The following is a 23,220-nucleotide window of genomic DNA, read 5'->3' as shown; positions in this document are numbered from 1 at the left end:
GTTCCTAGGTCCAGCCGACACGCAAGGCGTCGAGACGGCGCCGGTCGCGCTTGGTCGGCCGCTTGCCGCTGCGCACCGGGGTTAGCGGCCTGTTGGCGGACGGCATAGGCGTGAGATCTTCATAGAGTGTTTGCGCGATTTTTGCGGGTCCGCGGCGCTCCACCGCATCGACCACGCGCACGACGGCAAGCCGCCCTTGGTTGGCGGTCGTCACCACGTCCCCGGCTTGAACCAATCGGCTCGGCTTCAGCGCCCGCTCACCATTGATGCGGACTTTTCCATCGCTAATGAGTCGTGCGGCGCCCGAACGCGTCTTCATCAGCCGCGCGCACCACAGCCATTTGTCGAGGCGCTGCGGCGTCATCGGCAACCCGGGTTAGTTTTTCTCGGGACGACTGCGGGCTGCAAGGCTGTCGCGGAGGTCTTTCAAGGCCGCGAAAGGCGAGTGTTCCGGCAGCATCCGCTCGCGCTTCGGCTGGCCTTGGCGGTCTCGGCCCTGGCGGGCTTGGCGGTCTCGATCCTGGCCTTTGGCCTGATCCCGCTCGTTGCCTTTCGCTTTCTTGTGGCCCTTGCCCTGCCGTGGTGACAGATCGCCTGCCTCCGCCGGTTTGCGCCCTTTTCCTCTGGCGTGCTGCGGCCGGTGTGGATCCCGACGCTTGCCTGGGCGCCAAATTTCGTCGAACGCGGGCTCGGTAACAGCATCCTTCGGCGCCTCCGCCACGGCGTCGGCGGTTTCGGCCGAAGGCGTCTCGGGCGGGGCCGACGCGGGTTCGGTCGCAGTCGCTTCCGCCGGCGCGGCCTCGGCAAGGGGAGCTTCTGTATGCGGAGTCTCGGCAGGTGCGGCTTCGGCCGTGGCCGGTATCGCGTCGGCACCGTTGCCGCCTTCAATCTTCCGGCGCTCCAAGCGGAAGCCAAGCGCGCGCAGAATTGAGGTGAATTCATCGCCCGAGCAGCCGACCATGGACATCAACTCCGGCACGATCCGGAAGCCGCCGTCGCCGGTGGCGCCGGAAGGGGGTGCCGCGGGCTCCTTGCGGTTTGTGCCGTTCGCCTCCGTTTGCGCCTCCGTCACCGCCGCCTGCCGCCAAATAACGCGCGCGCGGATGAGATCGGAAAGCCGCTCCAGCATGTCGATGCGGACCGCACGGTTGCCGGCCACGTGAAAGCCCGCCGCGCGCCAATAAGGCTCTGGGATTGCCTTGTCAGCGGGGACAGAGGTCAGGCCCTGTTTGGGCCGCTCGGGCAGCGCATCGGCATCGAGCCCGTGTTCTTGACCGGCATGCAGCGCCCACAGCAGAAGCAGCAGCTCTGCCGCTGCCGGCTTGAGCAGCGCCGGGAAGTAGAGATTGAAGGCGCCGAAGCGGACGCCGTATTTGCGCAATTGTCCCCGGTCCGCTTGATCGAGTGCCTTGATCTCGGCAGCGGCCGTGTCGCGGCGCAGCACCCCGAGATTCTCGGTGAGGCGGAAGGCAAGCCCGCGGGCCAGCCCGGTCAGGTCCTGCGCCTCGCTCAGCGCGATCAGCGGCTTCAGTTTGGCGTCGAGATAGGCGGCGAGCCACGAATCGAGCCGCGCCGTGACACGCTCGCGGTCGGGCGGACCCAAATACTCATCGGCGAAAAGCTCGATGCGGGGCTTCAGCGCCGTATCTCCGCGCGTGAGCCGGCCGATCTCCGAGCCTTGCCAAACGATCCGCCCATTGGGTGTGAGCGTGATGGTCTCATCGGCGGCGGCCGCGAGCGCCGCGGCACGCGAAGCGAGCTCGGTAGCGAGCACTTGCGTCGCCGCATGGAGCGCAGCCTTGCCGTGAATGCCGTCGCTCGACGCATCGGGCGTGAAGCGGAAGCCGTCCAGGCTGCCGACGAAGTGGTTCTCGACAAGAATCTGACCGTCGTCGCTGATCTCGGCCATCATCTCCTCCTTGTCACGCAAGCGCCGCATGAGCACGCTGGTGCGCCGGTCGACAAAACGTTGTGTCAGGCGCTCGTGAAGCGCGTCGGACAGCTTGTCCTCGATCGCCCTGGTGCGGTCCTGCCAGTGTTCCGGATCGTGAAGCCATTGAGCCCGGTGAGACACAAAAGTCCAGGTACGAATTTGGGCGAGGCGGTTCGACAGCGTATCGAGATCGCCGTCGGTGCGGTCGGTTTGCGATACCTGATTGGCGAACCAGTCTTCGGGAATTTTGCCTTCATCGCTCATGACATAGCGGTAGAGCGTGGCCGCAAGATCTGCGTGATCGGTGGGCGAGACCTTCCGATAGTCGGGAATCTGGCACATCTCCCACAACAGCCCGACCGCTGCCGGCGATCTCGCCAAATCGCAAATGCGCTCGTCGCGGGTCACGTTCTCCAGCGCGATGACGTCATCCACCATGCGCGAGCGGGTGAGGCGCGGATGGTCGGGCATCTCGCGCAAGCTTTCTTTCAGCGCCTCGATGGAGGCGAAGTCGAGGGTGCGGCTGCGCCATTGCAGCATGCCGACCTGGTCAAAACTGTGGGTCTCCAGCCGTTCGATCAGCTCGTGATCGAAGGGCGGGACCTGTCCTGTCACGCCGAACGTGCCGTCGTTCATATGGCGCCCGGCACGGCCGGCGATTTGGCCGATCTCCGAGGGCGAGAGATTGCGGTGGGCATGACCGTCGAATTTCCGCACGCCGGCGAAAGCGACATGATCGAGATCGAGGTTCAGCCCCATGCCAATGGCGTCGGTCGCCACCAGGAAATCCACGTCGCCGTTCTGGTAGAGCTCGACTTGGGCGTTGCGGGTGCGGGGGCTGAGGGCGCCGAGCACGACCGCGGCGCCGCCGCGCTGCCGCCGCACGAGTTCGGCGATGGCATAGACGTCGTTCACCGAGAAGGCGACGATGGCCGCGCGCCGCGGCAGGCGGGTGATCTTTTTCTCGCCGGCATAAGAGAGGTTCGACAGGCGCGGGCGCGACACGAGATTGGCGCCGGGCAGTACCTCGCGGATGGCGTCGCGCATGGTCGCCGCGCCGAGCAGCAGCGTCTCGTTGAGGCCGCGCGCGTGGAACAGGCGGTTGGTGAACACATGGCCGCGCTCGGCGTCCGCCGCGAGCTGGATCTCATCCACGGCCACGAAGTCGGCCTCGAGCTCCCGCGGCATCGCCTCCACCGTGCACACATAGAAGCGCGCGGAAGGCGGCTTGATCTTCTCCTCGCCAGTGATCAGCGCCACCTGGTTGGCGCCGGCCCGAGCCACGACCTTGTCGTAGACCTCGCGTGCCAGCAGCCTGAGCGGCAGGCCGATGACGCCGACGTCATGGGCCAGCATGCGCTCGATGGCGAGATGCGTCTTGCCGGTATTGGTCGGGCCGAGCACAGCGGTGACGCCGCGTCCTCTGGCCGGACCTGTGGATTGCGTGGATAAAGTCTTGGTCATTCTACGCACTTCTTAACGTGACTCCCGCGCGGGCCGTGAACGGGAGAAGAACGAATCTCGTCCGAATCGGTGACAAAGCCCATTCGGCTTATGTTCTGCCCCAAACTGGCACATTCTGGCGGGCGCTTTTGCGGGTGCCGGCACGATCCGGCACTTTTCGGCTCGACCCAATATCTGGCCTTTGCTCCCAGCCCGGTCTCTCTCCGCATGGGATCGCAACGGGAACAGAGCACGGACGAATCAGGGGATCGTAAATTTTCAACGTCCGTTCCCTACGACATGTTGGGTTTTGGGCTTCGCGCGTTAACACTCGGTGCGACGCCTCGCCATTACTAGCCTAGTCGACACTCGCGCGCCGGGACCCCGCGACCTGGATCGAGGTGACGACCGCGGTGCCATAGCCCACGGGTGTCGGCAGGACGATGCGGTAGGGCACATACATTTGCGTGCCCCTGACCGGCATTAGCCAGACCTCGATCTCGTCGGACTGCGTCATCATCTGGATGCCGGCATTGTTAGGCTGGTAGCCGGAGATGGGGATGAACTTCACCCGGCAAATCGCCGCCGGTCCCGAATAGGCGGTCCGCGCCGTGTTCTGGACCATAACGCGCTTCTTCGGCTTGAGCACGAGGTCGAAGCGCGACTTGCCGTCGAACACCGGGAGCATCTGATTGCAGACGCTAAGATCGCCGTGCGGATTGGTGGAGCGGGCGGTGAGAAAGGCGCCGCTCATGGGATCGAGCACGCCTTCGAGCTGCTCGCGCTTTACCGGGATCGTGCCCGGGATCGTGCCCTTGCGCGGCGAAATGGAAACCTGCTGCACGGCCCCATCGCCGAAAGTCATGCGCAAGCGCTCATCCGTCTTGCCGCCGTCGGAATAGCTGAAGGCGTAGGTGGCGGGCTCGGGCCCCGCCTCCGTCACCTCGCCGGTGCTCGCGGTGACCCCCTGCCATTTGTAGACAAGGCCCTCGAGGATGGAGAACTTGCCTTCCCCGCGCATTTGGTAGCCGCTGCCGTTCAGCGTCGTGGTGACGCTGAAATTGCCGAGATTGAAGTTGCCGACCTTGACCTGATAGACCGCGATGATGCGGGCGGCGGACGTGGCGGGGCTCTCCGCCCGGGCGCGTTCGTCCTCAAACGCCGGGCCGAGGCCGAGCGTAAGGACGGCCACAGCCATAAGGCTCAAGCAATGTCGTGCTGCCCACATGTCTCCCGACCCCTAGCAAGACGTCCTCCCGCTAGTCCTCCCTGATCCTGAGACTGTCCAGGTATTTGGCGGATTCGTCAATTCGGCCAACTTAGACGGGAATCGAGGCGGTGCCTTGACCGAATAGGACCATCCCCGTATATCTCGCCTCCCTGGCTGCCGCGCTTGTGGATAGTAACGAGCCGCAACCGGCTTTCAAAGATATTCGTTAGAAGGACATAGGACCATGGCCCGTCGCTGCGAGCTGTCCGGCAAAGCCGTGCTCACCGGCAACAATGTGAGCCATGCCAAGCGCCGGACCAGGCGCCGTTTCCTGCCGAATCTGTGCAATGTCACGCTTCAGAGCGACGTGCTGAAAAAGCGCGTCCGGCTCACCGTATCCGCCAACGCGCTCCGCTCGGTGGAGCATCGGGGCGGGCTCGACGCCTACCTGCTTAAGGCCGGCGAAGATGAGCTGTCCCTGAAGGCGCGGCGCCTGAAGCGCGAGATCGCCAAGGTGCACGAGACGCAAGCGGCCGCCTCTTAAGGCTCTCCAGGCTCCAGGCCCTCATGGCAGGGCAAACTGCATGATCAGCGACCGCTGAAACGGACTGAAATTGTCGTCCGACATCAGGGTCAGGATGGTCTCGCCGGCGCGCGAGCGGTGGACGGCGATCGCCTCCATATTGTCGATATTGAGCCGGTCGGTCGCCTCCAGCAGCACCTCGCCGTCGATCAGCTTGCCCGGTTTGAGCTCCGCCGCGCTGACACGGCGGATGCGCATCTTCACGCCTTCGCTGTAGCGGAACCGGCGTTCGAGCAGGACCAGGCCGCCGTCGGGGAGCCCCGCGGCGTCGGTGATGTCGAAGCCGCCGAGGCGCCGCACCGTGATGGGCCCGGGGCCGCGGCCGCCGATCAGCCAGCCTCGGAGATTGCCGTTTGCGTCCTTCAGCCGCTCGGAGAAGGCGACGACGGTGCCTTTCAGCCGCCCGGCATGGATCAGCGCGACGGCCTCGAGGCCTTGATTGGCGTCCATGCCCTCCGCTTCCTTCGGCAGACGCACTACCCCGTTGGGCGGCCCAAAGCTCTTCGTGGTGAAGGGGTAGCGCAGGATGCGGTGCTCGCGCTCGAAAGAGATAAGCGCCTGGCCAGCGTGCGTGTCGCCTGCCGTGAGCGCCAGCCCCTCGGCGTCGCGCTCGGCGTCCGTGCGCAGCGGCTTGCCGTCGTGGCCGAGAATCGGCCCCAGCGTCACATCCTCCATGCCCTTCAGCCAGCGGCCGTCATAGGCGAGGGTCGCGCGCATCCACGCGCCTGCGTCCGTCACGGCCAACAGCGTCGTGCCGGAGGCATCCAGCGCGATGCCGGAGAAGCCGCCGAAATGCCGCGATCTGCCGAACAGGTTGAGCCCGCCGCGGAAAATCAGCTTGCCGAACTCTTTGCGCTCCGGCCGATCGCGGTCGAAATTGATGGGAATGACGGCGACGCGCGTCTCGATCGGGCGTTCCGGCACGTCGGCGGGCTTGGCGATCAGCGAGGACGCGACGGCGCATAGGGAGCCTGCGGTGAACAGCGCAAGGGCGAGCGCCGCTCTGCGCGAAGCGAGCTTCACGTTAGTGGAGCTGCCGGCGTTTGGCGCGGGCGGCCGACGGCACGGTGCGGTGCAGTTTCCGCCAGGCGAGGTCCTCGTCGAACAGCTCGGCGAGCTTCTCGGTCATGACGCCGGCAAGCTCCTCGGCGTCGGTGATGGTGACCGCCCGCCGGTAGTAGCGGGTGACGTCGTGGCCGATGCCGATGGCGAGCAACTCGACGGGCGAGCGCGTCTCGATCTCGTTGATCACCTGGCGAAGATGCTTCTCCAGATAGGAGCCCGAATTGACGGAGAGCGTAGAATCGTCCACCGGCGCGCCATCCGAGATCATCATCAGGATGCGCCGCTGCTCGGGGCGCGCCAGCAGCCGCTGATGGGCCCAAGCCAGCGCCTCACCGTCGATATTCTCCTTGAGCAGCCCCTCGCGCATCATCAGACCGAGATTGCGCCGGGCGCGGCGCCAGGGCGTGTCGGCGGCCTTGTAGATAATGTGGCGCAGATCGTTTAGGCGGCCGGGCAGGGGCGGCTTCATGGCATTGAGCCACGCCTCGCGCGAATGTCCGCCCTTCCAGGCGCGGGTGGTGAAGCCCAGGATCTCGACCTTCACGCCGCAACGCTCCAGGGTGCGCGCCAGGATGTCGGCGCAGCAGGCCGCGACCATGATGGGCCGGCCGCGCATGGAGCCCGAGTTGTCGAGCAGAAGCGTTACCACCGTGTCGCGGAACTCAGTGTCGCGCTCCTGCTTGAAGGTGAGCGGGTGCATGGGGTCGATGATCACGCGGGTCAGCCGCCCGGCGTCGAGCATGCCCTCGTCGAGATCGAAGTCCCAGCCGCGGTTCTGCTGGGCGAGCAGCCGGCGTTGAAGCCGGTTGGCGAGCCGTGCCACGGCGCCGTGCAGCGCCACCAGTTGCTTGTCGAGAAAGGCCCGAAGCCGATCGAGCTCTTCGAGATCGCATAGATCCGGTGCGTCGATGATCTCGTCATAGGCCCGGGTAAACACCTTGTAGCCGAAGGCCTCCGGGTCATCGAGCACCGAGGTGTTTGGGCGCCAGGGATCGGAGCGGCGCGGCAGATCGGCCGCCTCGGAATCGCGGTCGAGTTGATCGGTGGCGCCGTCCTCCTGGTCCTCCAGGGTCTCCTCGGACGTGTCGTCGGGGTCGCCGCGGGTCTCCTGCGCCAGCTCGGCGCGGTCTTGGCCCTCGGCGCTCTGGTCCTCGTTGTCGGAGGCGTTGGGATCGGCTTCGCCGTCCTTGGAGCTATCCTCGTTCTCCTCGCCCTGATCGAGCTGGTCGGCAAGATTGAGCGCTGCGAGCACGTCGCGGGCGAGCCGGCCGAAGGCTTCCTGGTCCAACAGCGTCTCAGGCATGCGATCGAGCAAGGTGCGGGCTCGTTCCTCGATCCAGGGACGCCACAGATTGACCAGCGGGCGGGCTCTTGCGGGTGGCGGCGCGCCGGTCAGCCGCTCGCGCACGAGGAGCGACAGCGCATCGGGGAGCGGTGCCTCGTTGCGCTCGGTCTCTTCGGTGACGCGGCTGCGCGCGTAGCGCTGCTCCACGCGGGCGGTCAGATTGGCCGCAACGCCTTCCATGCGCCGCGCGCCGATCGCTTCCACGCGGGCCTGCTCGATCGCCTCGAACACGGAGCGGGCATCGCCGCCCGCGGGCGCGAGCGCCCGGTGGAGCCCGTCATCGTGGCAGGAGATGGAAAGCGCGGCCGCGTCCGCGTGACCGCGGATTACCGCGATCTCCTCCCTGGTGGGCACGCGAGAGGGCTCGGGCACCCGCGCGGTCTTGCCCGCAAGGCCCGGAGGCTCCGTCGAGAACACCACCTCGACGCTGCTATCGGCGGCGAGCGACCGGGTGGTGAGCGACACGGCACGTTTGAACGGATCGAGGGGCGCCTCTTTCCGCTTGTTCGCGGTCATGGGATCAGCTCAAGGCCACGTTGGCTGTCGATTGCGGCAAGTCCTCGCCGAAGCAGCGCTGATAGAACTCGGCGATCAGGCCGCGCTCCAGCTCGTCGCATTTGTTGAGGAAGGACAGGGCGAAGGCCGTGCCCACGTCGCCGAAGATCTCGGCATTTTCCGCCCAGGTGAGCACCGTGCGCGGGCTCATCACGGTGGAGAGGTCGCCGTTCATGAAGGCGTTGCGGGTCAGCTCCGCGACACGGACCATGTTGGACACGGCCTTCCGGCCTTCCTCGGTGTTCCATGACTTGGCCTTGGCCAGAACGATATTCACCTCGTCGTCATGGGGCAGATAGTTGAGGGTGGCGACGATGGACCAGCGGTCCATCTGGCCCTGATTGATCTGCTGGGTGCCGTGATAAAGGCCGCTCGTGTCGCCGAGGCCGATCGTGTTCGTGGTGGCGAACAGGCGAAACGAGGGATGTGGCCGGATGACCTTCGACTGGTCGAGCAGGGTGAGCCTGCCCGAGACTTCCAGGACGCGCTGAATGACGAACATCACGTCGGGCCGGCCCGCGTCATACTCGTCGAAGCATAGCGCCGTGTTCGTTTGGAGCGCATAAGGCAAAATGCCCTCGCGGAACTCGGTCACCTGCATGCCGTCCTTGATGACAATGGCGTCCTTGCCGACGAGGTCGATGCGGCTCACATGGCTGTCGAGGTTGATGCGGATGCACGGCCAGTTAAGCCGGGCCGCGACCTGCTCGATATGGGTCGACTTGCCGGTGCCGTGATAGCCCTGAATCATCACGCGGCGGTTGTGCTTGAATCCGGCAAGGATGGCGAGCGTCACGTCCCGGTTGAACAAATAGTCGGGGTCGAAGTCAGGAACGTGCTCGTCCGCTTGTGCGTAAGCCGGCACCTCCAAATCGCTGTCAATGCCGAAGACCTGGCGCACGGATACCGTCATGTCCGGCAAACCGGCGCCGTTTTGGGCAGCTTCAAATGTCATGATCGATGATGAGCCTGTGTGTCGCGTTTCAGTGAGGGCCCCGGGATCCCGTAAAGCCCTGATTTTGCTGGGGGCTGGCCCAGCGACCTATGCAAGCCCCGCCTGCCTTAAATAGTTATAGGCTTGGATCACTTCGCGCAACTTGTCCTCCGAGGACCGGTCCCCCTCGTTGTGATCCGGGTGGAGCCGCTTAACCAACTCCTTGAAGCGGGTCTTGATGTCCCCCTTGGTGGCATTGTCCTCAAGATCGAGCTGACGCAGCGCTTTTTTCTCCAGGCGCTTGAGGGGGCGGGTCGGCGCGGCCCCGGGCTTCGCACCGGCGGGGGCGTGGTCGCCGAACAGCCCGAAGGGATCTTGGGTCTCGAAGCGGTGGGCGTAGCCGCTCTTGCGTGCGGCGCTTTTCGCGCGATTGCGCGCCCAGGAGTTCACGCCCACGAACCAGGTTGGGCGGTTGCCGAGGAAGTCGCTCTTCTGCTGTTCGACCACGTCTTCGTCGGGCAGGCCCGAGAAATAGTTGTAGCCCTTGTTATATGCGCGCACGTGATCGAGGCAGTAGCGGTGATACTGCCCTTCGAGGCCACGGCCCTTCGGCGCCGGGTAAAGACCCGGCTCGCCGCACCCCTCCCACTCGCATTTCGGGCAGGTATCGCGCAGCAGACGGTTCTCGTCGGGCTTGACGCGGAGGCGGTCGAAGAATTTTGAATCGAGCTTCATGGAATCGGCATTATGGGAAGCTGTATTGGTCACAACAAGAATGGCTCCACGATGACAATAGCGATAGTCTGGCCGGTTAAATGCCGCGCACGCCGTTGGACGCGAGGACAGTCCCACCCATGAGCGTCGAACAGTCGATCAGAGAGAAGTTGGCCCAAGCCTTCGCGCCGGTGGCGCTCGATGTGGTCAACGAGTCCCATCGCCACGCGGGCCATGCGGGCTCACCCGGCACCGGCGAAAGCCACTTCGCCGTCAAAGTGGTGTCGGAAGCCTTCGCCGGCAAGTCGCGGGTGGAACGCCACCGCATGGTGAATGCGGTTCTGGCCGATGAACTCGCGGGGAAGATCCACGCGCTTGCCATCACCGCGCTCAGCCCGGAAGAGGGCGCGCGGACCTCATGAGGTCGCGTCGGTTTCCTTGGTCTCGGCGCGCGCCTTGTCCAGCGGCATCACGCGTAAGCTCGTAATGCGGTTGCGGTGACGCCTTAAAACCTCGAAGCGGAAATCGTGGAAGGTGAAGGCCTGCCCCGGGTTTGGGATGGTCTGCGCCTCGTGAATGACGAGTCCCGCCACGGTGGTCGCTTCATCGTCGGGCAGGTCCCACTCCATGAGCCGGTTGACGTCGCGGATCGGCACCAGCCCGTCGACGATCAGCGAGCCGTCGGATTGCGGCTTGGCCTGTGCGGCGGCGATGTCCGTCTCGTCGGTGATGTCGCCGACGATCTCCTCGATGATGTCCTCCAGGGTCAGGAGTCCCATCACCTCGCCGTACTCGTCGACGACGACGGCGAAATGGGCTTTGCGCTTTAGGAAGGCGTTGAGCTGATCCTTCAGCGTCGTGGCGTCGGGCACGAACCAGGGCGGCGCGGCGAGCGTCATGACGTCGATCTTGGAAACGTCGCCCTTTGAATCGCGCAAGGCCTGAAGCAGCGTCCGTGCATGCAGGACGCCGACGATCTCCTCGCGCTCGCCGCGCCAGAGCGGCAGCCTGGTATGCGGGCTCCTCAGCGCAGCATCGACGATCTCGCCGGGCGGCAGATCCGCGTCGATCGCGTCCATGTTGGTCCGATGCACCATGATGTCCGACACGGCGAGGTCGCGCAGGTCGAGCACGCCGCCCAGCATGTCGCGATCGAGCTTCACCACGCCGCCTTCCTTGTGGTGCAGCTCGATGGCGCCTCTGATCTCCTCATGCGCCGACAGTACGTCGGCGTCATCGGCGATAGAGCTGCCGAACAGGCGCAAGGTATGTCGCACGAGGAATTGCAGCGTCGCGGTCACCGGCGCCAGCACGGCGACGAGCACTTTGAGAATCGGCGCCACGGCCAGTGCCATACGGTCGGCGTTGAGGATGGCGTAGGTCTTGGGCAGCACCTCGGCGAACAAGACGACAACGACGGTCATGACGATAGTTGCGTAGACCACGCCGGCCTCGCCGAATAGCCTTAGGAAAAGGCTGGTCGCCAGCGCGGAGGCGGCGATGTTGACAAGGTTGTTGCCGAGCAGCAGCGCGCCGATTAGCCGCTCACGCGAGGAAAGCAGCCGGGTCACGAGCTTGGCCCGGAGGTTGTCGTCTTCCTCGAGCGCGTGCATGCGCGCGCGGCTCGCCGCCGTAAGTGCCGTTTCCGAACCTGAGAAGAACGCGGAAAGGACGAGCAGGCCAACGATGGCGCCGAGCGTAAGGCCTAATGCTAGGGTCATGCTCGCGCACACTCCCGTTTCAGGAAGTCGGTCACTTGCTCCATGGACACGTCGCTCTCGACGAAAGCCTGCCCGATGCCGCGCACGAGCACGAGCACCAGCTTGCCGCCGGTGACCTTCTTGTCCTGCGCCATGAGGCGCAGCAGCTCGCCGGGTGTCGGCGTGCCGCCGGGAATGGCGGCGATCTCGGTGGGAAGACCCACGGCGCGGAAATGCTGCGCGATGCGAGCAGCGTCATCGTCCGAGCACAAGCCGCGTTCGGCGGAGTAGGTGAAGGCGAGCCGCATGCCGATGGCGATGGCCTCGCCGTGCAGCAGGCGGTCGGAGTAGCCGGCGAAGGCCTCCAGCGCATGGCCGAAGGTGTGCCCGAGATTGAGTAGCGCGCGCTTGCCGCTCAGCTCGCGCTCGTCCGCGACGACGATCTCCGCCTTGGCGCGGGCGCTCGTCTCAACGGCATGGCGGCGCTTGCCGTCTTGGCCTGCGAACACGTCTCCCCAGTTCTCCTCCAGCCAGACGAAGAACGGCGCATCCCCGAGGAGCCCGTATTTCGCCACCTCGGCGTAGCCCGCGCGGAACTCCCGGTCGCTCAAGGTCGACAGCACCGAAACGTCGGAGAGCACGAGGCTCGGCTGATGGAAGGTGCCGATCAGGTTCTTGCCTTGCTTGGTGTCGATACCGGTCTTGCCGCCGATGGCCGAGTCGACTTGGGCCAGGAGCGAGGTCGGCATCTGCACGACGCGCACGCCGCGGCGCAGGATGGAAGCGGCGAAGCCGGCAAGGTCGCCCACCACGCCTCCGCCAAAGGCAATGATGCAGTCGCCGCGCTCGACGCCGAAATCGAGCAGCGTCTCACAGAGCTTGGCCAGCACGGGAAAGCTCTTGCTCGCCTCGCCCGGCGCAACTATGGCCGAACCGAGAAACACGCCTTCTTTTTCCAGGCTCGTCTTGAGCGGCGCGAGATGAAGGTCGGCGACATTTGCGTCGCTGACGACTGCGAAGCGCGCGCGGGGCAGAAGCGCGTTCAGACGCGCGCCCGCAGCGCCGATCAGGTCCTCGCCGATGACGATCGCATAGCCGCGCTCGGCCAGTCCCACGTCGATGCTTGTCTCGTTTGTACCGGCGGCGAGTCCCGCCGTGCTGTCGCCCATCAGTGCACCTTCTTGCGGCGCGCTCTTGGCGCGGGCATCGCGTCGCAGCCGAGTTTGGCGGCGAGTGCGTCGACCACGTTGCCGACGATCACCTCGTGGGGCACTTCGCGACTCTCAACGGTGATGTCGGCTTTTGTATAGACGGGATTGCGCTCGGCCATCAGCTCTTTCATTACGGTTTCGGGGTCGTCCACGGCGAGCAAGGGCCGGTTGTCGCGGCGGCCGACACGTTTCATGAGCACGCGCAACTCCGCCTTGAGCCAGATCGAAATGCCGCCCGCCTCGATGGCGGCCCGGGTCTGCGGGTTCATATAGGCACCGCCGCCCGTGGCCAACACTTGGGGGCCGCTTTCCAAGAGCCGGGCGATGACCTTGCGCTCGCCGTCCCGAAAATAGCGCTCGCCATGCTCGGCAAAAATCTCTTTGATGCTCTGGCCCGCCGCCTGCTCGATCTCGCTGTCGGCGTCGGTGAAGGGCAGATCGAGCCAGTTCGCCAGGCGCCGGCCCACGGCCGTCTTGCCGGCGCCCATGAGCCCGATCAGCACGACGGAGCGCGTGCCAAGGGATTGGCGGATTTGCGCCAATTGCCGGTCGCGGTCCTTGCTATGTTCAGCCACGCGTAAGGTCATCTTCGCTGGGGGAGCCTTAATTTGTCCCATGCTGACAGGACGGTGTCGAATCGTCCATGATAGGGATGGTAGGGGGTTAAGGCGCCCGGTGGTTTTGAGTCATAATAGGCCCCCTGTTTGGGACCAATAGACAGTTAGGAACGCGAGCGCCTCGATGCCTACCTTGTTTCGTTTCCTCGCGGTTTTAGGGACGATCGCTGGTATCGTCGCTGGAAGCCTTTATGTGCTCGCCGAATACTTTCAGCCAGAGCCCAAGGAAATCTCCAAAGCTTTGCGCAACGTCAAGGCGGAGCCCCTCGCTGCGGGCGCCACCGCTTCCACCACGCCCAAAGAGCCGTCCATCACCTTGCCGCCGAGTCATCGCGCGCAATAGGCCCGCGCCGCCGGCGAGGGGGTAGAGCCTTGGCCGGGACCAAGAACGCGAAAAAGGCCGCGGGCGACTCCGAGCTTGCGCTGTTCCTCGACATGCTCATGGCCGAGCGCGGGGCCGCCGCCCACACCGTCGACGCCTATACGCGGGACATCTCCGATTTTCTCGCCTTTCTCGCCGTCAAGAAGAGCAGCGCGGCAAAGGCCTCCGCCGATCATGTGCGCGCCTATCTCGAAAGCCTCGCGGGCAAGGGGCTGGCGCCCACCTCGCGCGCCCGGAAGCTCTCAGCCATCCGCCAGTTTTTCCGCTTCTTGTTGGGGGAGGGCTTGCGCGCCGACGACCCGACCTCCGCCATAGACAGTCCGAAACTGGGCCGGCCGCTGCCGAAGATCTTGTCGCTCTCCGAGGTGGAGACGCTGATCGACACCGCCAAGCTGGCCTGTGACACGTCGGCCGAGGGCGCCCCCCGCCGGCGGGCTCTGCGGCTCTATGCCGTGCTTGAGACGCTTTATGCCTCGGGCTTACGCGTGTCGGAGCTGATCGCGCTGCCGCGCAACGTGCTCGCCGCGGACGACCGGGTGCTCACCATCACCGGCAAAGGCGGGCGTGAACGGCTCGTGCCGCTGAACGACGCGGCGCGCGGCGCACTGGCCGCGCATCTCGCGGCGCTCAAGAACGACGAGGGGCTTGCCGCGTCGTCTTGGCTGTTTCCCACCGGAGACGGCGGGCAGCACATCACCCGTCAGCGCCTCGGCCAGGAGTTGAAGGGGTTGGCGCTTGCAGCGAATCTCGATCCGGCTCGGGTCTCGCCGCATGTGCTGCGCCATGCCTTTGCCAGCCATCTCCTGGAGCGGGGCGCGGATTTGCGCACGGTCCAGCAGCTTCTGGGGCACGCGGACATCTCGACCACCCAGATCTACACCCATGTGATCGAGGAACGCTTGCGCCGGCTGGTGGAACAGCATCACCCGTTGGCTCAGGCTCACTTAACGAAACGGCGCTAGTCTCCTGGTTTGAGCGGCACGGGCCGCCGGTTGACACGCAGTCGTCACGAGGCCACTTACAACCGGATTTCCGTTGTCTTTCCTTTTGTCGTAAGGATGCCCGCTCGGGAAAATCCGGGTTTCCCAAGGGGTCTAGCCAAGCTGCATGCGTACATATCTCGATTTCGAAAAGCCGATCGCGGAGCTTGAGAGCAAGGTCGCCGAGTTGAAGGCGCTCTCGGGCGATGAGTCCGTGTCGATCAACGAGGAACTCGCGCGGCTCGAGACCAAGGCCCACGATGCGCTGGTGGCGACCTACGCGGAGCTCACGCCGTGGCAAAAGACGCAAGTCGCCCGCCACCCGGAGCGGCCGCATTTCAAGCACTACATCGAAGGCTTGGTGCGCGACTTCACGCCGCTCGCCGGCGACCGGTATTTCGCCGAGGACGAGGCGATCATCGGCGGCATGGGCCGGCTCGCGGGCCGTTCGGTCATGGTGCTCGGCCACGAAAAGGGCTCCGACACCGAAGGCCGCATCAAGCATAATTTCGGCATGGCCCGCCCCGAGGGCTACCGCAAGGCGGTTCGCCTGATGGAGATGGCCGACCGGTTCTCGTTGCCCGTTGTGAGCCTGGTCGATACGGCGGGCGCCTATCCCGGCATCGGCGCCGAGGAGCGCGGTCAGGCCGAGGCCATCGCGAGGAGCACCGATTGCTGCTTGCGGATCGGCGTGCCCATCGTCTCGCTCATCATCGGCGAGGGGGGCTCGGGCGGCGCGGTCGCCATCGCCACGGCGAACCGCATCTACATGCTGGAACACTCGATCTACACCGTGGCCTCTCCGGAGGCCGCCGCCTCGATCCTGTGGCGCGACTCGAGCCGGGCCCAGGACGCGGCGACCAATATGAAAATCACGGCTCAGGACCTGCTGAGGCTCGGAATCGTCGATGGAATCATCCCCGAGCCGGTGGGCGGGGCCCATCGGGACGGGGAGGGCGTCGTCAAGGCCGCCGGCGACGTGATCGTGAAGGCCATCGCCTCGTTCGACGGCCTGTCTCCGGAGGAAATTCGCAAGGATAGGCGTGAAAAATTCCTCGCCATGGGCCGGGCTGACTGACCCACATTTTCGCCCAAAAAAGCGCCATCTTTTTAGTCCAACTCGGTCTAAGTAAGCGTATTATACCTTGCCGAAATCGGGGGAAGCCGAGGGCTTGGCGCGGGTCCGCGTAAGGTTCTCTTAACCCATCTCACTTGATCTTGGCCGAGGTGCGCGAGGGGCACTGCGTATGCTTCGTTCAAGGTTTATCACAGCCGTTCTTACGGTCTGCGTGGTCGCGCTCGCGGCCGCGCTGTCTGGCTGTGGCAATTTTTCTCCGCCCTATATGAAGCCGCTCTCGCCCCAGACACGCGCGCTGCTGGCCGAAAAGGGCATGACCGAGCAGCAGCCCATTCTCATCCGCATCTTCAAGGCTGAGTCCGAGCTTGAAGTCTGGAAGCAGAAGGACGACGGTCACTACTACCATTTCAAGACCTATCCGATCTGCGCCTACTCCGGCGGCTTGGGTCCGAAGTTGAAGCAGGGCGATCGGCAGGCGCCGGAGGGATTTTATCTGGTCGACAAGGATCTGATGAATCCGAAGAGCCAATATCACCTCGCCTTCAATATCGGATTCCCCAACGCCTATGACCGCGCGCTCGGCCGCACGGGCTCCAACCTAATGGTGCATGGCGATTGCACGTCGTCGGGCTGCTACGCCATGACCGACGCGGTGGTGGAGGAAATCTACATCCTGGCGCGAGAGGCGCTCACCAGCGGCCAGGAAAACTTCCAGCTGCATGCGTTTCCCTTCCGCATGACCGCGGCCAACCTGGCGGCGCAACGCGAGCATGATTGGTACCAGTTCTGGGCCAATCTGAAAGAAGGCTACGACTACTTCGAGACCACGCGTCTCGCGCCGCGCCTCGCGGTGTGCGGCGAACGCTATGTGGTAAATGCTGCCTTCGTCGACGGGAAGTATCCCAATCCAAGAGGCTCGTGCCCGCGGTATCAGAAGCTGCCCGTGGTCGCGTTCAAGCCGCCGAAGCAGAGCGAGGAGCCGAACATGTCTCATGCTTCGCTGGCGAAGCCGCTCGGCAGCACGCTCGACCTGAGCTTTGGAGCGATCACGCCGACATATCAGGCCATGACGCTGGGGCCGGCGACGCCCGCGCCTGAGAAAAAGACAAAGAAGAAATAGCCTCGCCCTACGACGGCGGCACGCGCCGCGTTATAGTCCATCCTCTGGCCTCTTTCCTCTGGCGTGTGACTGGCGATGTTGCGGTCTCTTCTCGTTTCTCTTGTTGTCCTGGCGCTCGCGGGCGGCGCCTATTTCCTGTTCTCCCCGCAAGGGCGGCAGCTCATCGACCGCGTCACCATCAATTGGGACCGGGCCGAATACAAGGCGCTGCACCGCGCCGACAAGCCGTTGCCCGGCACGCCTGACCTCTCGCGCTTTGCCGCCAGGCTGGATCGTGCCGGGGTGAAGCCGGGGCTCCCGGTTCACCTGCGCATCTACAAGCTCGAATCGGAGATCGAGCTTTGGGTGCAGAAAGACGGACGCTTTCAGCTATTCGCCACCTATCCGATCTGCATGTGGTCCGGACGCCTGGGGCCGAAGCTGAAAGAGGGCGACCGGCAGGCCCCGGAAGGCTTTTATACAGTGAGCAAGGACGCGCTCAATCCGAACAGCCGGATGCATCTCTCCTTCAATCTCGGCTTCCCCAACGTCTACGACCGGGGTAAGGGCCGTACCGGCTCCTTCCTCATGGTGCATGGCGGCTGCGCGTCGATCGGCTGCTACGCGGTGACCGATGGCGTGGTGGACGAGATCTGGGCCTTCGTCACCAAGGCGCTGGACAACGGGCAGGATCGGATTCCGGTGCACGCGTTTCCCTTCCGCATGACCGAGCGCAACATGCGCTTGCGGAGCGGCGATCAATGGAGCGGCTTCTGGGGGGACCTCAAGAAAGGCCACGACCTGTTCGAGAGGTCAGGGGTGCCGCCCAAGGTGAGCGTGTGCGAGGGCCGCTACGCGTTCGAGCCGGGAAGCCTCGCTACGGTCGCAAGCGCGGTCGAGCAGCACTGCCCACCGGAGATCGCCGGCAATTCGTAAGCTAGATCGGCCAAAAATAGAGAGTGAGCGGCGTGCCGGCGAGCAGCACGATGATCGAGAGCGGCAGGCCCAGCCGCCAATAATCGCTGAAACGGTAGCCGCCGGGGCCCATCACCAACGTATTGCACTGATGGCCGATGGGCGTGAGGAAGTCGCACGCGGCGCCGATCGCGACCCCCATGAGGAACGGGTCCGGGTTGTAGCCGAGATTGGCGGCGAAGCTCGCTGCGATGGGCGCCATGACGAGCACGGTGGCGGCGTTGTTGAGAAACGGCGTCACCGCCATGGCGGCTGCCATCAGCAGCAGCAGCGCTCCATAGGCCGGCAACGAGGACGCCGTCTCTGACAGCCACGTCGCGATGAGATCGGTGCCGCCGGTAGTGCGCAGCGCGTCACTCACCGGAATCAGGGCTCCGAGCATGACGAGAATCGGCCATTCGATCGCGTCATAGGCCTCGCTCAAGGAGAGCGACCGGAAGAGCAGCAGAAGCACAGCCGCGCCGAAAAAGGCGACGGCGACAGGCACCAGATTGGCGGCGACGAGCCCCATGGCCGCGGCCAGGACACCCAAAGGTACAAGGCTGCCCCGGCGGCCGATCCGCAAATCGCGCTCCGCGAGTGGCAACAGATGCAATTCGCCGAGGGTCTCCGGCATGGTCTTGAGGTTGCCCTGGAGTACGACGACGTCGCCCGCGCGCAGCTTCACCGTCCGGAGGCGGTTGGCGATCCGCCGTCCGGTGCGGCTCACCGCAAGCAGGTTGATGGCGTGACGGTCGGCGAGCTTGAGTCGACCAACCGAATAGCCGATGAGCTGCGAGTCTGGCGTAATGACGGCTTCCATGATGCCGACGTCGTCGCTCGGCGTGTCGCGCTCCTTGCTGTCCTCGTCCCGGATCAGCGTCAGTTTTTCAAGGGCCACGATACGTTCCAGCGCCGATGGCTCGCCACGCAAGATCAAGACGTCGTCGGCCTTGATGATGCTGTTGCCGGCGGGGTCGAAGCGGCGCTTGGGCCCACGAATGACGGCGATGACTTCGACCTCTCCCTCACCGAGATCCTCGAGCGCTTTCACGGTGATGTCGGCGGCGGGCGAGTCCGCCGGCACTGTGACCTCGGTGGTGTAACCTTCGAGCTTGAAGGCCGCGTCCATGGACACCGCACCCTTGCGGTCGGTGGGCAATAGCCGCCAGCCGAAAATGAGAAACAGGAATCCCAGACATGCGAGCGTGGCCCCGACCGGCGCGAAGTCGAACATGTGGAACGGCTCACCCAGAATTTGCTCGCGCACGCGCGATACGATGATGTTGGGCGAGGTGCCGATCAGGGTGATGATTCCGCCGAGCAGCGCGCCGAACGACATTGGCATCAACAGCGAGGACGGTGACGTCCCGGTGCGACGGCCGAACTGGAACGCGACGGGCATGAGCATGGCGAGGGCGCCGATGTTCTTCACAAAGGCCGCGAGTATCGTGACGGAGCCGGTAAGGGCGGCGACTTGCCGGGTGACATCGGTAAGGTAGGGGCCGAGCCTTCGGACGACGCGTTCGATCACGCCGGAGCGGCCCACCGCGGCGCTGACAAGCAGCGCGCTCGCTACGATGATGACGATGTCGTCGCTGAACCCTGAGAACGCTTTATCGGGCGGCACGATGCCGGCGGTGATCGCGGCGAGCAGCGCCAGAAGCGCGACCACGTCGTAGCGCAGACGCCCCCAGATGAAGAGCGCCATCATGGCGATCACAATTGCGAAGGCGAGCGCCTGGTCGAGCGTCATGTGGCCTGAAAGTCCCCTTGAGAGTCCCCGAACAACAAGCGCCGTACCGTCCCAACGGTTCCCGCCTCGGGCAGGGCTCTGCGGATCGTCGGCAGGCCTGCCCCGCGAGCAGGGCAAGTCCGGTCATGCCCTATTAGCCGAAGGCGCCGTGGCAGTGCTTGTATTTCTTGCCGGAGCCGCAAGGGCACAGCGCGTTGCGCTGAACCTTACCCCAGGTCGAGGGATCGGCCGGATCGACAGCCGCTGCGGCTATTTTGCGGGCGCGTGCGGGTCGGGCAGCGCCGCCGCCTACGGGCCCGGCACCTGCCGCTTCCAAGGCGAACTCGTCTTCGCCGGTGGTCGGATCGATGTGATGGGCCTCCATCGGCGGCAAGTCGGCCCCTTCCAGAGGGGGGGCGTCATCCTGCGGGGCGAGTTCCACATGCATCAGTTGCCCGGTCACCGCCTCGCGCAGACGGGAGAGCATCCCCTCGAACAGGGTGAAGCTCTCGCTCTTGTATTCGTTGAGCGGGTCGCGCTGGCCGTAGCCGCGCAAGCCGATCACCTGGCGCAGATGCTCCAGCGTGATGATGTGCTCGCGCCACAGCCCGTCGATGGTCTGCAGCAGGATGGCGCGCTCGAGCTGGCGCATGATCTGCGGGCCGAACTGCGCCGCCTTCTTGGCGGCGGCTTCGTCGGTGGCCTTGATCAACCGCTCGTGGATCTCCGCCTCGCCGATGCCTTCCTCGTCGGCCCAATCGGCGACAGGCAGGTCGAGGCCGAAGATGTTGTTCACCTGCTCCTTCAGCCCGTCGAGGTCCCACTGTTCGGGATAGGATTTTTCGGGGATCGCTTGGGCGACCAGGTCGTCGACCACGTAGCGGCGCATCTCGGCGACGGTCTCATTCAGGTCCGCGTCGCCCAGGAGCTCGCGGCGCTGCTCGAAGATCGCCTTGCGCTGGTCGTTCATCACATTGTCGAATTTGAGCAGGTTCTTACGAATGTCGAAGTTGCGCGCCTCGACCTTGGCTTGCGCCTTCTCCAGCGCCTTGTTGATCCAAGGGTGGACGATGGCTTCGCCGTCTTTGAGGCCGAGCGTGCGCAGCATTCCGTCCATGCGCTCCGACCCGAAGATGCGCATGAGGTCGTCCTCGAGCGACAGGAAAAAGCGGGAGCGGCCCGGGTCGCCTTGGCGGCCTGAGCGGCCGCGCAGCTGATTGTCGATGCGCCGGCTTTCGTGACGCTCGGTACCGATCACGTAAAGGCCGCCGGCATCCAGCGCATCTTTCTTCTTCTTGGCGATGTCGGCGGCGATCTCGGTGCGCCTCTTCTCGATCTCCTCCGGCGTGGGCTCCTTGCCCTTTTCCGCCTGCTCGGCGAGCCAGCTCTCGATTTGCATGTCGGGATTGCCGCCTAGTTGAATGTCGGTGCCGCGGCCCGCCATGTTGGTGGCGATGGTCACCGCGCCCGGCACGCCGGCCTGGGCGATAATGAACGCCTCTTGCTCGTGATAGCGCGCGTTGAGCACGTTGTGCGGAACCTTGTCCTTCTTTAGCAGCTCCGACAGCACCTCGGACTTCTCGATGGAGGTGGTGCCGACCAGCATGGGCTGGCCGCGCTTCTGGGCGTCTTTGATGAGCTCGATGATCGCCAGATATTTCTCGTTCGCCGTGCGATAGACCTCGTCGTCCTCGTCGTCGCGGACCATGGGCATGTTGGTCGGCACCTCGACCACGTCGAGGCCGTAAATGTCCATGAACTCGTCCGCCTCGGTGGCGGCGGTACCGGTCATACCGGCGAGCTTCTCATAGAGGCGAAAGTAGTTCTGGAAGGTGATGGTGGCGAGCGTCTGGTTCTCGGGCTGGATGGTCACGTGCTCCTTGGCCTCGAGCGCCTGGTGCAGACCTTCCGAATAGCGCCGGCCGGACATCATGCGGCCGGTAAACTCGTCGATGATGACAACCTCGTCGTTCTTCACGATGTAGTCGCGGTCGCGCAGGAACAGCTTGTGGGCGCGCAGCGCCTGCTGCACGTGATGCACGATGCTGACGTTCTCCACGTCGTAGAGGGACTCGCCCTTCAGCAGGCCGGCCTCGCTCAAGAGCTGCTCGACATGCTCATTGCCCGCTTCGGTAAGCGTCACATGGCGGGTCTTCTCGTCGAGATCGTAGTCCTCTTCGACCAGCTTGGGGATGAACACGTCGATGGTGGTGTAGAGGTCCGAGCGGTCGTCGAGCGGCCCCGAAATGATGAGCGGTGTGCGCGCTTCGTCGATGAGAATGGAGTCCACCTCGTCGACGATGGCGAAGAAGTGGCTGCGCTGCACCATCTCGTCGCTGGTGTATTTCATGTTGTCGCGCAGATAGTCGAAGCCGAATTCGTTGTTCGTGCCGTAGGTGACGTCGCAGGCATATTGTGCCTTGCGCTCCGCGTCGTTCATGTCGTGCACGATGGTGCCGACGGTGAGCCCGAGAAATTCGTAGACGGCGCTCATCCAGGCGGCGTCGCGGCTGGCCAAATAGTCGTTGACGGTGACGACATGGACGCCGCGGCCGGCGAGCGCGTTGAGATAGACGGGCAGGGTGGCGACAAGCGTCTTACCTTCACCGGTCTTCATCTCGGCGATGCGGCCCTCGTGCAGCACCATGCCGCCGATCAGCTGCATATCGAAATGGCGCTGGTGAAGCGTGCGCTTGGCGGCCTCGCGGACCGTGGCAAAGGCTTCCGGGAGCAAATCGTCGAGTGTCTCGCCATCGGCGAGGCGCTTGCGGAATTGGTCGCTACGGGCGCGAAGGTCCTCGTCGGACAGCGCGGCTGTTTCGGGCTCAAGCGCGTTGATGGCCTCGACCGCGTTTGTGAACGTCTTGAGCCTACGGTCGTTGGCGGAGCCGAAGACTTTGGTGGCGAAATTGCCGAAGGAAAGCATCGAACCTTATGCCTCTTATGGCCTGAGCCGGGCCGATTGGGGCTGTGGCGAAACAAGCCCGTTAGGTCCGTGGCTGGCGATGTGTGGCAATCCCCGGCGAAAGCTCGCCAAACCATGTTCGGAAAATGACGAAAAATGCCGGGGATCAACGCGGTTGAGACATAAGAGGCGCCCTTACCCTTGTCAACGCGACGTGCGGGAGCAGGCGGGGCTTAGGCCGGCTCCTTGGAGGCCGGAACGCCGGCCTTGCCGATGTCGTCCAGGTGCTTTTGGAGGGAGAGCTTGCTCAAGCTGGCAAGTGGCAGGTTGACGAAGATCGAGATGCGCTGGTTCAGCATACGGAAGCAGTCGTCGAAGGCGAAGGCCTTCTCCGCTTCGGTGCCCTCCACGGCGGCAGGATCGGGCAAACCCCAATGCGCGGTCATGGGCTGGCCTGGCCAGATGGGGCAGACCTCGTTCGCGGCGTTGTCGCAAACGGTGAATACGAAGTCGAGCTTCGGCGCGTCCGGGCCGGCGAACTCTTCCCAGGATTTGGAGCGTAGGCTCGATACGTCGAAATTCGTCTTTCGTAACAGGTTCAGCGCGCGGGGATTGACTTCACCGGTCGGCATGCTGCCTGCGCTATAGGCATGGAATTTCCCCTGGCCCAGGCGGTTCAGGAGGCATTCGGCCATGATAGAGCGGGCCGAGTTGCCGGTGCACAAGAAGAGCACGTTCAACGGGTCGTGGCTGTTGGTAGCGTTCATGGCGGTTTCC

The 23,220-nt window shown here is 64.6% G+C and carries 20 protein-coding genes; 7 read left to right on the top strand and 13 right to left on the bottom strand.

What is annotated here, in order from left to right; all coding sequences use genetic code 11:
• Positions 1-4: 4 nt before the first annotated feature.
• From ACSLE4_RS10625 to ACSLE4_RS10615, 3 genes are all read right to left on the bottom strand, one after another.
• Positions 5-364 carry an RNA-binding S4 domain-containing protein gene (locus ACSLE4_RS10625; RefSeq protein ID WP_435904430.1) on the bottom strand — a complete coding sequence of 120 codons (360 nt, stop codon included), beginning with the start codon at positions 362-364 and terminating at the stop codon, positions 5-7.
• Positions 365-376: 12 nt separating this feature from the next.
• Positions 377-3,397 (bottom strand): helicase-related protein, encoded by a 3,021-nt coding sequence (locus ACSLE4_RS10620; protein ID WP_435904429.1) that lies wholly within the window; start codon positions 3,395-3,397, stop codon positions 377-379.
• Between the two features lie 337 nt (positions 3,398-3,734).
• Entirely contained in the window at positions 3,735-4,574 is an 840-nt protein-coding gene (locus ACSLE4_RS10615) for a DUF3108 domain-containing protein (protein WP_435904428.1), read from the bottom strand.
• Between the two features lie 256 nt (positions 4,575-4,830).
• On the opposite strand from ACSLE4_RS10615, the gene rpmB reads away from it, so the two are divergent.
• Positions 4,831-5,130 (top strand): 50S ribosomal protein L28, encoded by a 300-nt coding sequence (gene rpmB, locus ACSLE4_RS10610; protein WP_435904427.1) that lies wholly within the window; start codon positions 4,831-4,833, stop codon positions 5,128-5,130.
• A gap of 21 nt (positions 5,131-5,151) precedes the next feature.
• Here rpmB and ACSLE4_RS10605 read toward each other — a convergent pair whose 3' ends face one another.
• The 4 genes from ACSLE4_RS10605 to ACSLE4_RS10590 form a co-directional block, all read right to left on the bottom strand.
• Positions 5,152-6,192 (bottom strand): esterase-like activity of phytase family protein, encoded by a 1,041-nt coding sequence (locus ACSLE4_RS10605; RefSeq protein WP_435904426.1) that lies wholly within the window; start codon positions 6,190-6,192, stop codon positions 5,152-5,154.
• A 1-nt stretch (position 6,193) separates the two neighbouring features.
• Positions 6,194-8,095, bottom strand: coding sequence for a cobaltochelatase subunit CobT (cobT, locus tag ACSLE4_RS10600; RefSeq protein ID WP_435904425.1), 1,902 nt, complete (start codon positions 8,093-8,095; stop codon positions 6,194-6,196).
• Positions 8,096-8,099: 4 nt separating this feature from the next.
• Positions 8,100-9,089, bottom strand: a complete 990-nt coding sequence (gene cobS / locus ACSLE4_RS10595) for a cobaltochelatase subunit CobS (RefSeq protein WP_435904424.1) — start codon at positions 9,087-9,089, stop codon at positions 8,100-8,102.
• Between the two features lie 87 nt (positions 9,090-9,176).
• Positions 9,177-9,836, bottom strand: a complete 660-nt coding sequence (locus ACSLE4_RS10590) for a J domain-containing protein (RefSeq protein WP_435904423.1) — start codon at positions 9,834-9,836, stop codon at positions 9,177-9,179.
• 86 nt (positions 9,837-9,922) lie between these two features.
• Between ACSLE4_RS10590 and ACSLE4_RS10585 the strand changes: the two genes are divergently transcribed.
• Positions 9,923-10,204, top strand: coding sequence for a BolA family protein (locus tag ACSLE4_RS10585; RefSeq protein ID WP_435904422.1), 282 nt, complete (start codon positions 9,923-9,925; stop codon positions 10,202-10,204).
• Here ACSLE4_RS10585 and ACSLE4_RS10580 read toward each other — a convergent pair.
• Genes ACSLE4_RS10580 through ACSLE4_RS10570 form a run of 3 tightly spaced genes read right to left on the bottom strand, consistent with a single transcriptional unit; the run spans position 10,199 to position 13,280 of the window.
• Positions 10,199-11,503 (bottom strand): HlyC/CorC family transporter, encoded by a 1,305-nt coding sequence (locus ACSLE4_RS10580; protein WP_435904421.1) that lies wholly within the window; start codon positions 11,501-11,503, stop codon positions 10,199-10,201. The two genes, ACSLE4_RS10585 and ACSLE4_RS10580, sit on opposite strands and share 6 nt — an antisense overlap.
• On the bottom strand, positions 11,500-12,651 hold the full coding sequence (gene aroB, locus ACSLE4_RS10575) for a 3-dehydroquinate synthase (RefSeq protein ID WP_435904420.1): 1,152 nt from the start codon (positions 12,649-12,651) through the stop codon (positions 11,500-11,502). The genes ACSLE4_RS10580 and aroB overlap by 4 nt, the downstream gene beginning before the upstream one ends.
• Positions 12,651-13,280 carry a shikimate kinase gene (locus ACSLE4_RS10570; protein WP_435904419.1) on the bottom strand — a complete coding sequence of 210 codons (630 nt, stop codon included), beginning with the start codon at positions 13,278-13,280 and terminating at the stop codon, positions 12,651-12,653. Before ACSLE4_RS10570 ends, aroB begins: the two co-directional genes overlap by 1 nt.
• Before the next feature lie 154 nt (positions 13,281-13,434).
• On the opposite strand from ACSLE4_RS10570, the gene ACSLE4_RS10565 reads away from it, so the two are divergent.
• The 5 genes from ACSLE4_RS10565 to ACSLE4_RS10545 all read left to right on the top strand — a co-directional run bounded on the left by ACSLE4_RS10565 (position 13,435) and on the right by ACSLE4_RS10545 (position 17,785).
• A complete protein-coding gene (locus ACSLE4_RS10565; protein WP_435904418.1) occupies positions 13,435-13,653 on the top strand; it encodes a hypothetical protein in 219 nt (72 codons plus the stop codon).
• Positions 13,654-13,682: 29 nt separating this feature from the next.
• A complete protein-coding gene (locus ACSLE4_RS10560) occupies positions 13,683-14,654 on the top strand; it encodes a site-specific tyrosine recombinase XerD (RefSeq protein WP_435904417.1) in 972 nt (323 codons plus the stop codon).
• A 145-nt stretch (positions 14,655-14,799) separates the two neighbouring features.
• Entirely contained in the window at positions 14,800-15,750 is a 951-nt protein-coding gene (locus tag ACSLE4_RS10555) for an acetyl-CoA carboxylase carboxyltransferase subunit alpha (protein ID WP_435904416.1), read from the top strand.
• Positions 15,751-15,919: 169 nt separating this feature from the next.
• Positions 15,920-16,870: a L,D-transpeptidase family protein gene (locus ACSLE4_RS10550; protein ID WP_435904415.1), complete on the top strand. Its 951-nt coding sequence runs from the start codon at positions 15,920-15,922 to the stop codon at positions 16,868-16,870.
• A gap of 75 nt (positions 16,871-16,945) precedes the next feature.
• Positions 16,946-17,785: a L,D-transpeptidase family protein gene (locus ACSLE4_RS10545; RefSeq protein ID WP_435904414.1), complete on the top strand. Its 840-nt coding sequence runs from the start codon at positions 16,946-16,948 to the stop codon at positions 17,783-17,785.
• 1 nt (position 17,786) lies between these two features.
• Here ACSLE4_RS10545 and ACSLE4_RS10540 read toward each other — a convergent pair whose 3' ends face one another.
• The 3 genes from ACSLE4_RS10540 to ACSLE4_RS10530 form a co-directional block, all read right to left on the bottom strand.
• Positions 17,787-19,559, bottom strand: coding sequence for an SLC13 family permease (locus tag ACSLE4_RS10540; RefSeq protein WP_435904413.1), 1,773 nt, complete (start codon positions 19,557-19,559; stop codon positions 17,787-17,789).
• 133 nt (positions 19,560-19,692) lie between these two features.
• Complete coding sequence (secA, locus tag ACSLE4_RS10535; RefSeq protein WP_435904412.1) at positions 19,693-22,464, bottom strand: preprotein translocase subunit SecA; 2,772 nt, start codon at positions 22,462-22,464, stop codon at positions 19,693-19,695.
• Between the two features lie 212 nt (positions 22,465-22,676).
• The gene (locus ACSLE4_RS10530) at positions 22,677-23,210 is read right to left on the bottom strand and encodes an arsenate reductase ArsC (protein WP_435904411.1); all 534 of its coding nucleotides are present in this window, start codon (positions 23,208-23,210) and stop codon (positions 22,677-22,679) included.
• Positions 23,211-23,220: the final 10 nt, after the last annotated feature.

This window comes from Methyloceanibacter sp., assembly GCF_051306395.1.
Lineage (GTDB): Bacteria > Pseudomonadota > Alphaproteobacteria > Rhizobiales > Methyloligellaceae > Methyloceanibacter.
This window is presented reverse-complemented; position numbering and strand designations above follow the sequence as displayed.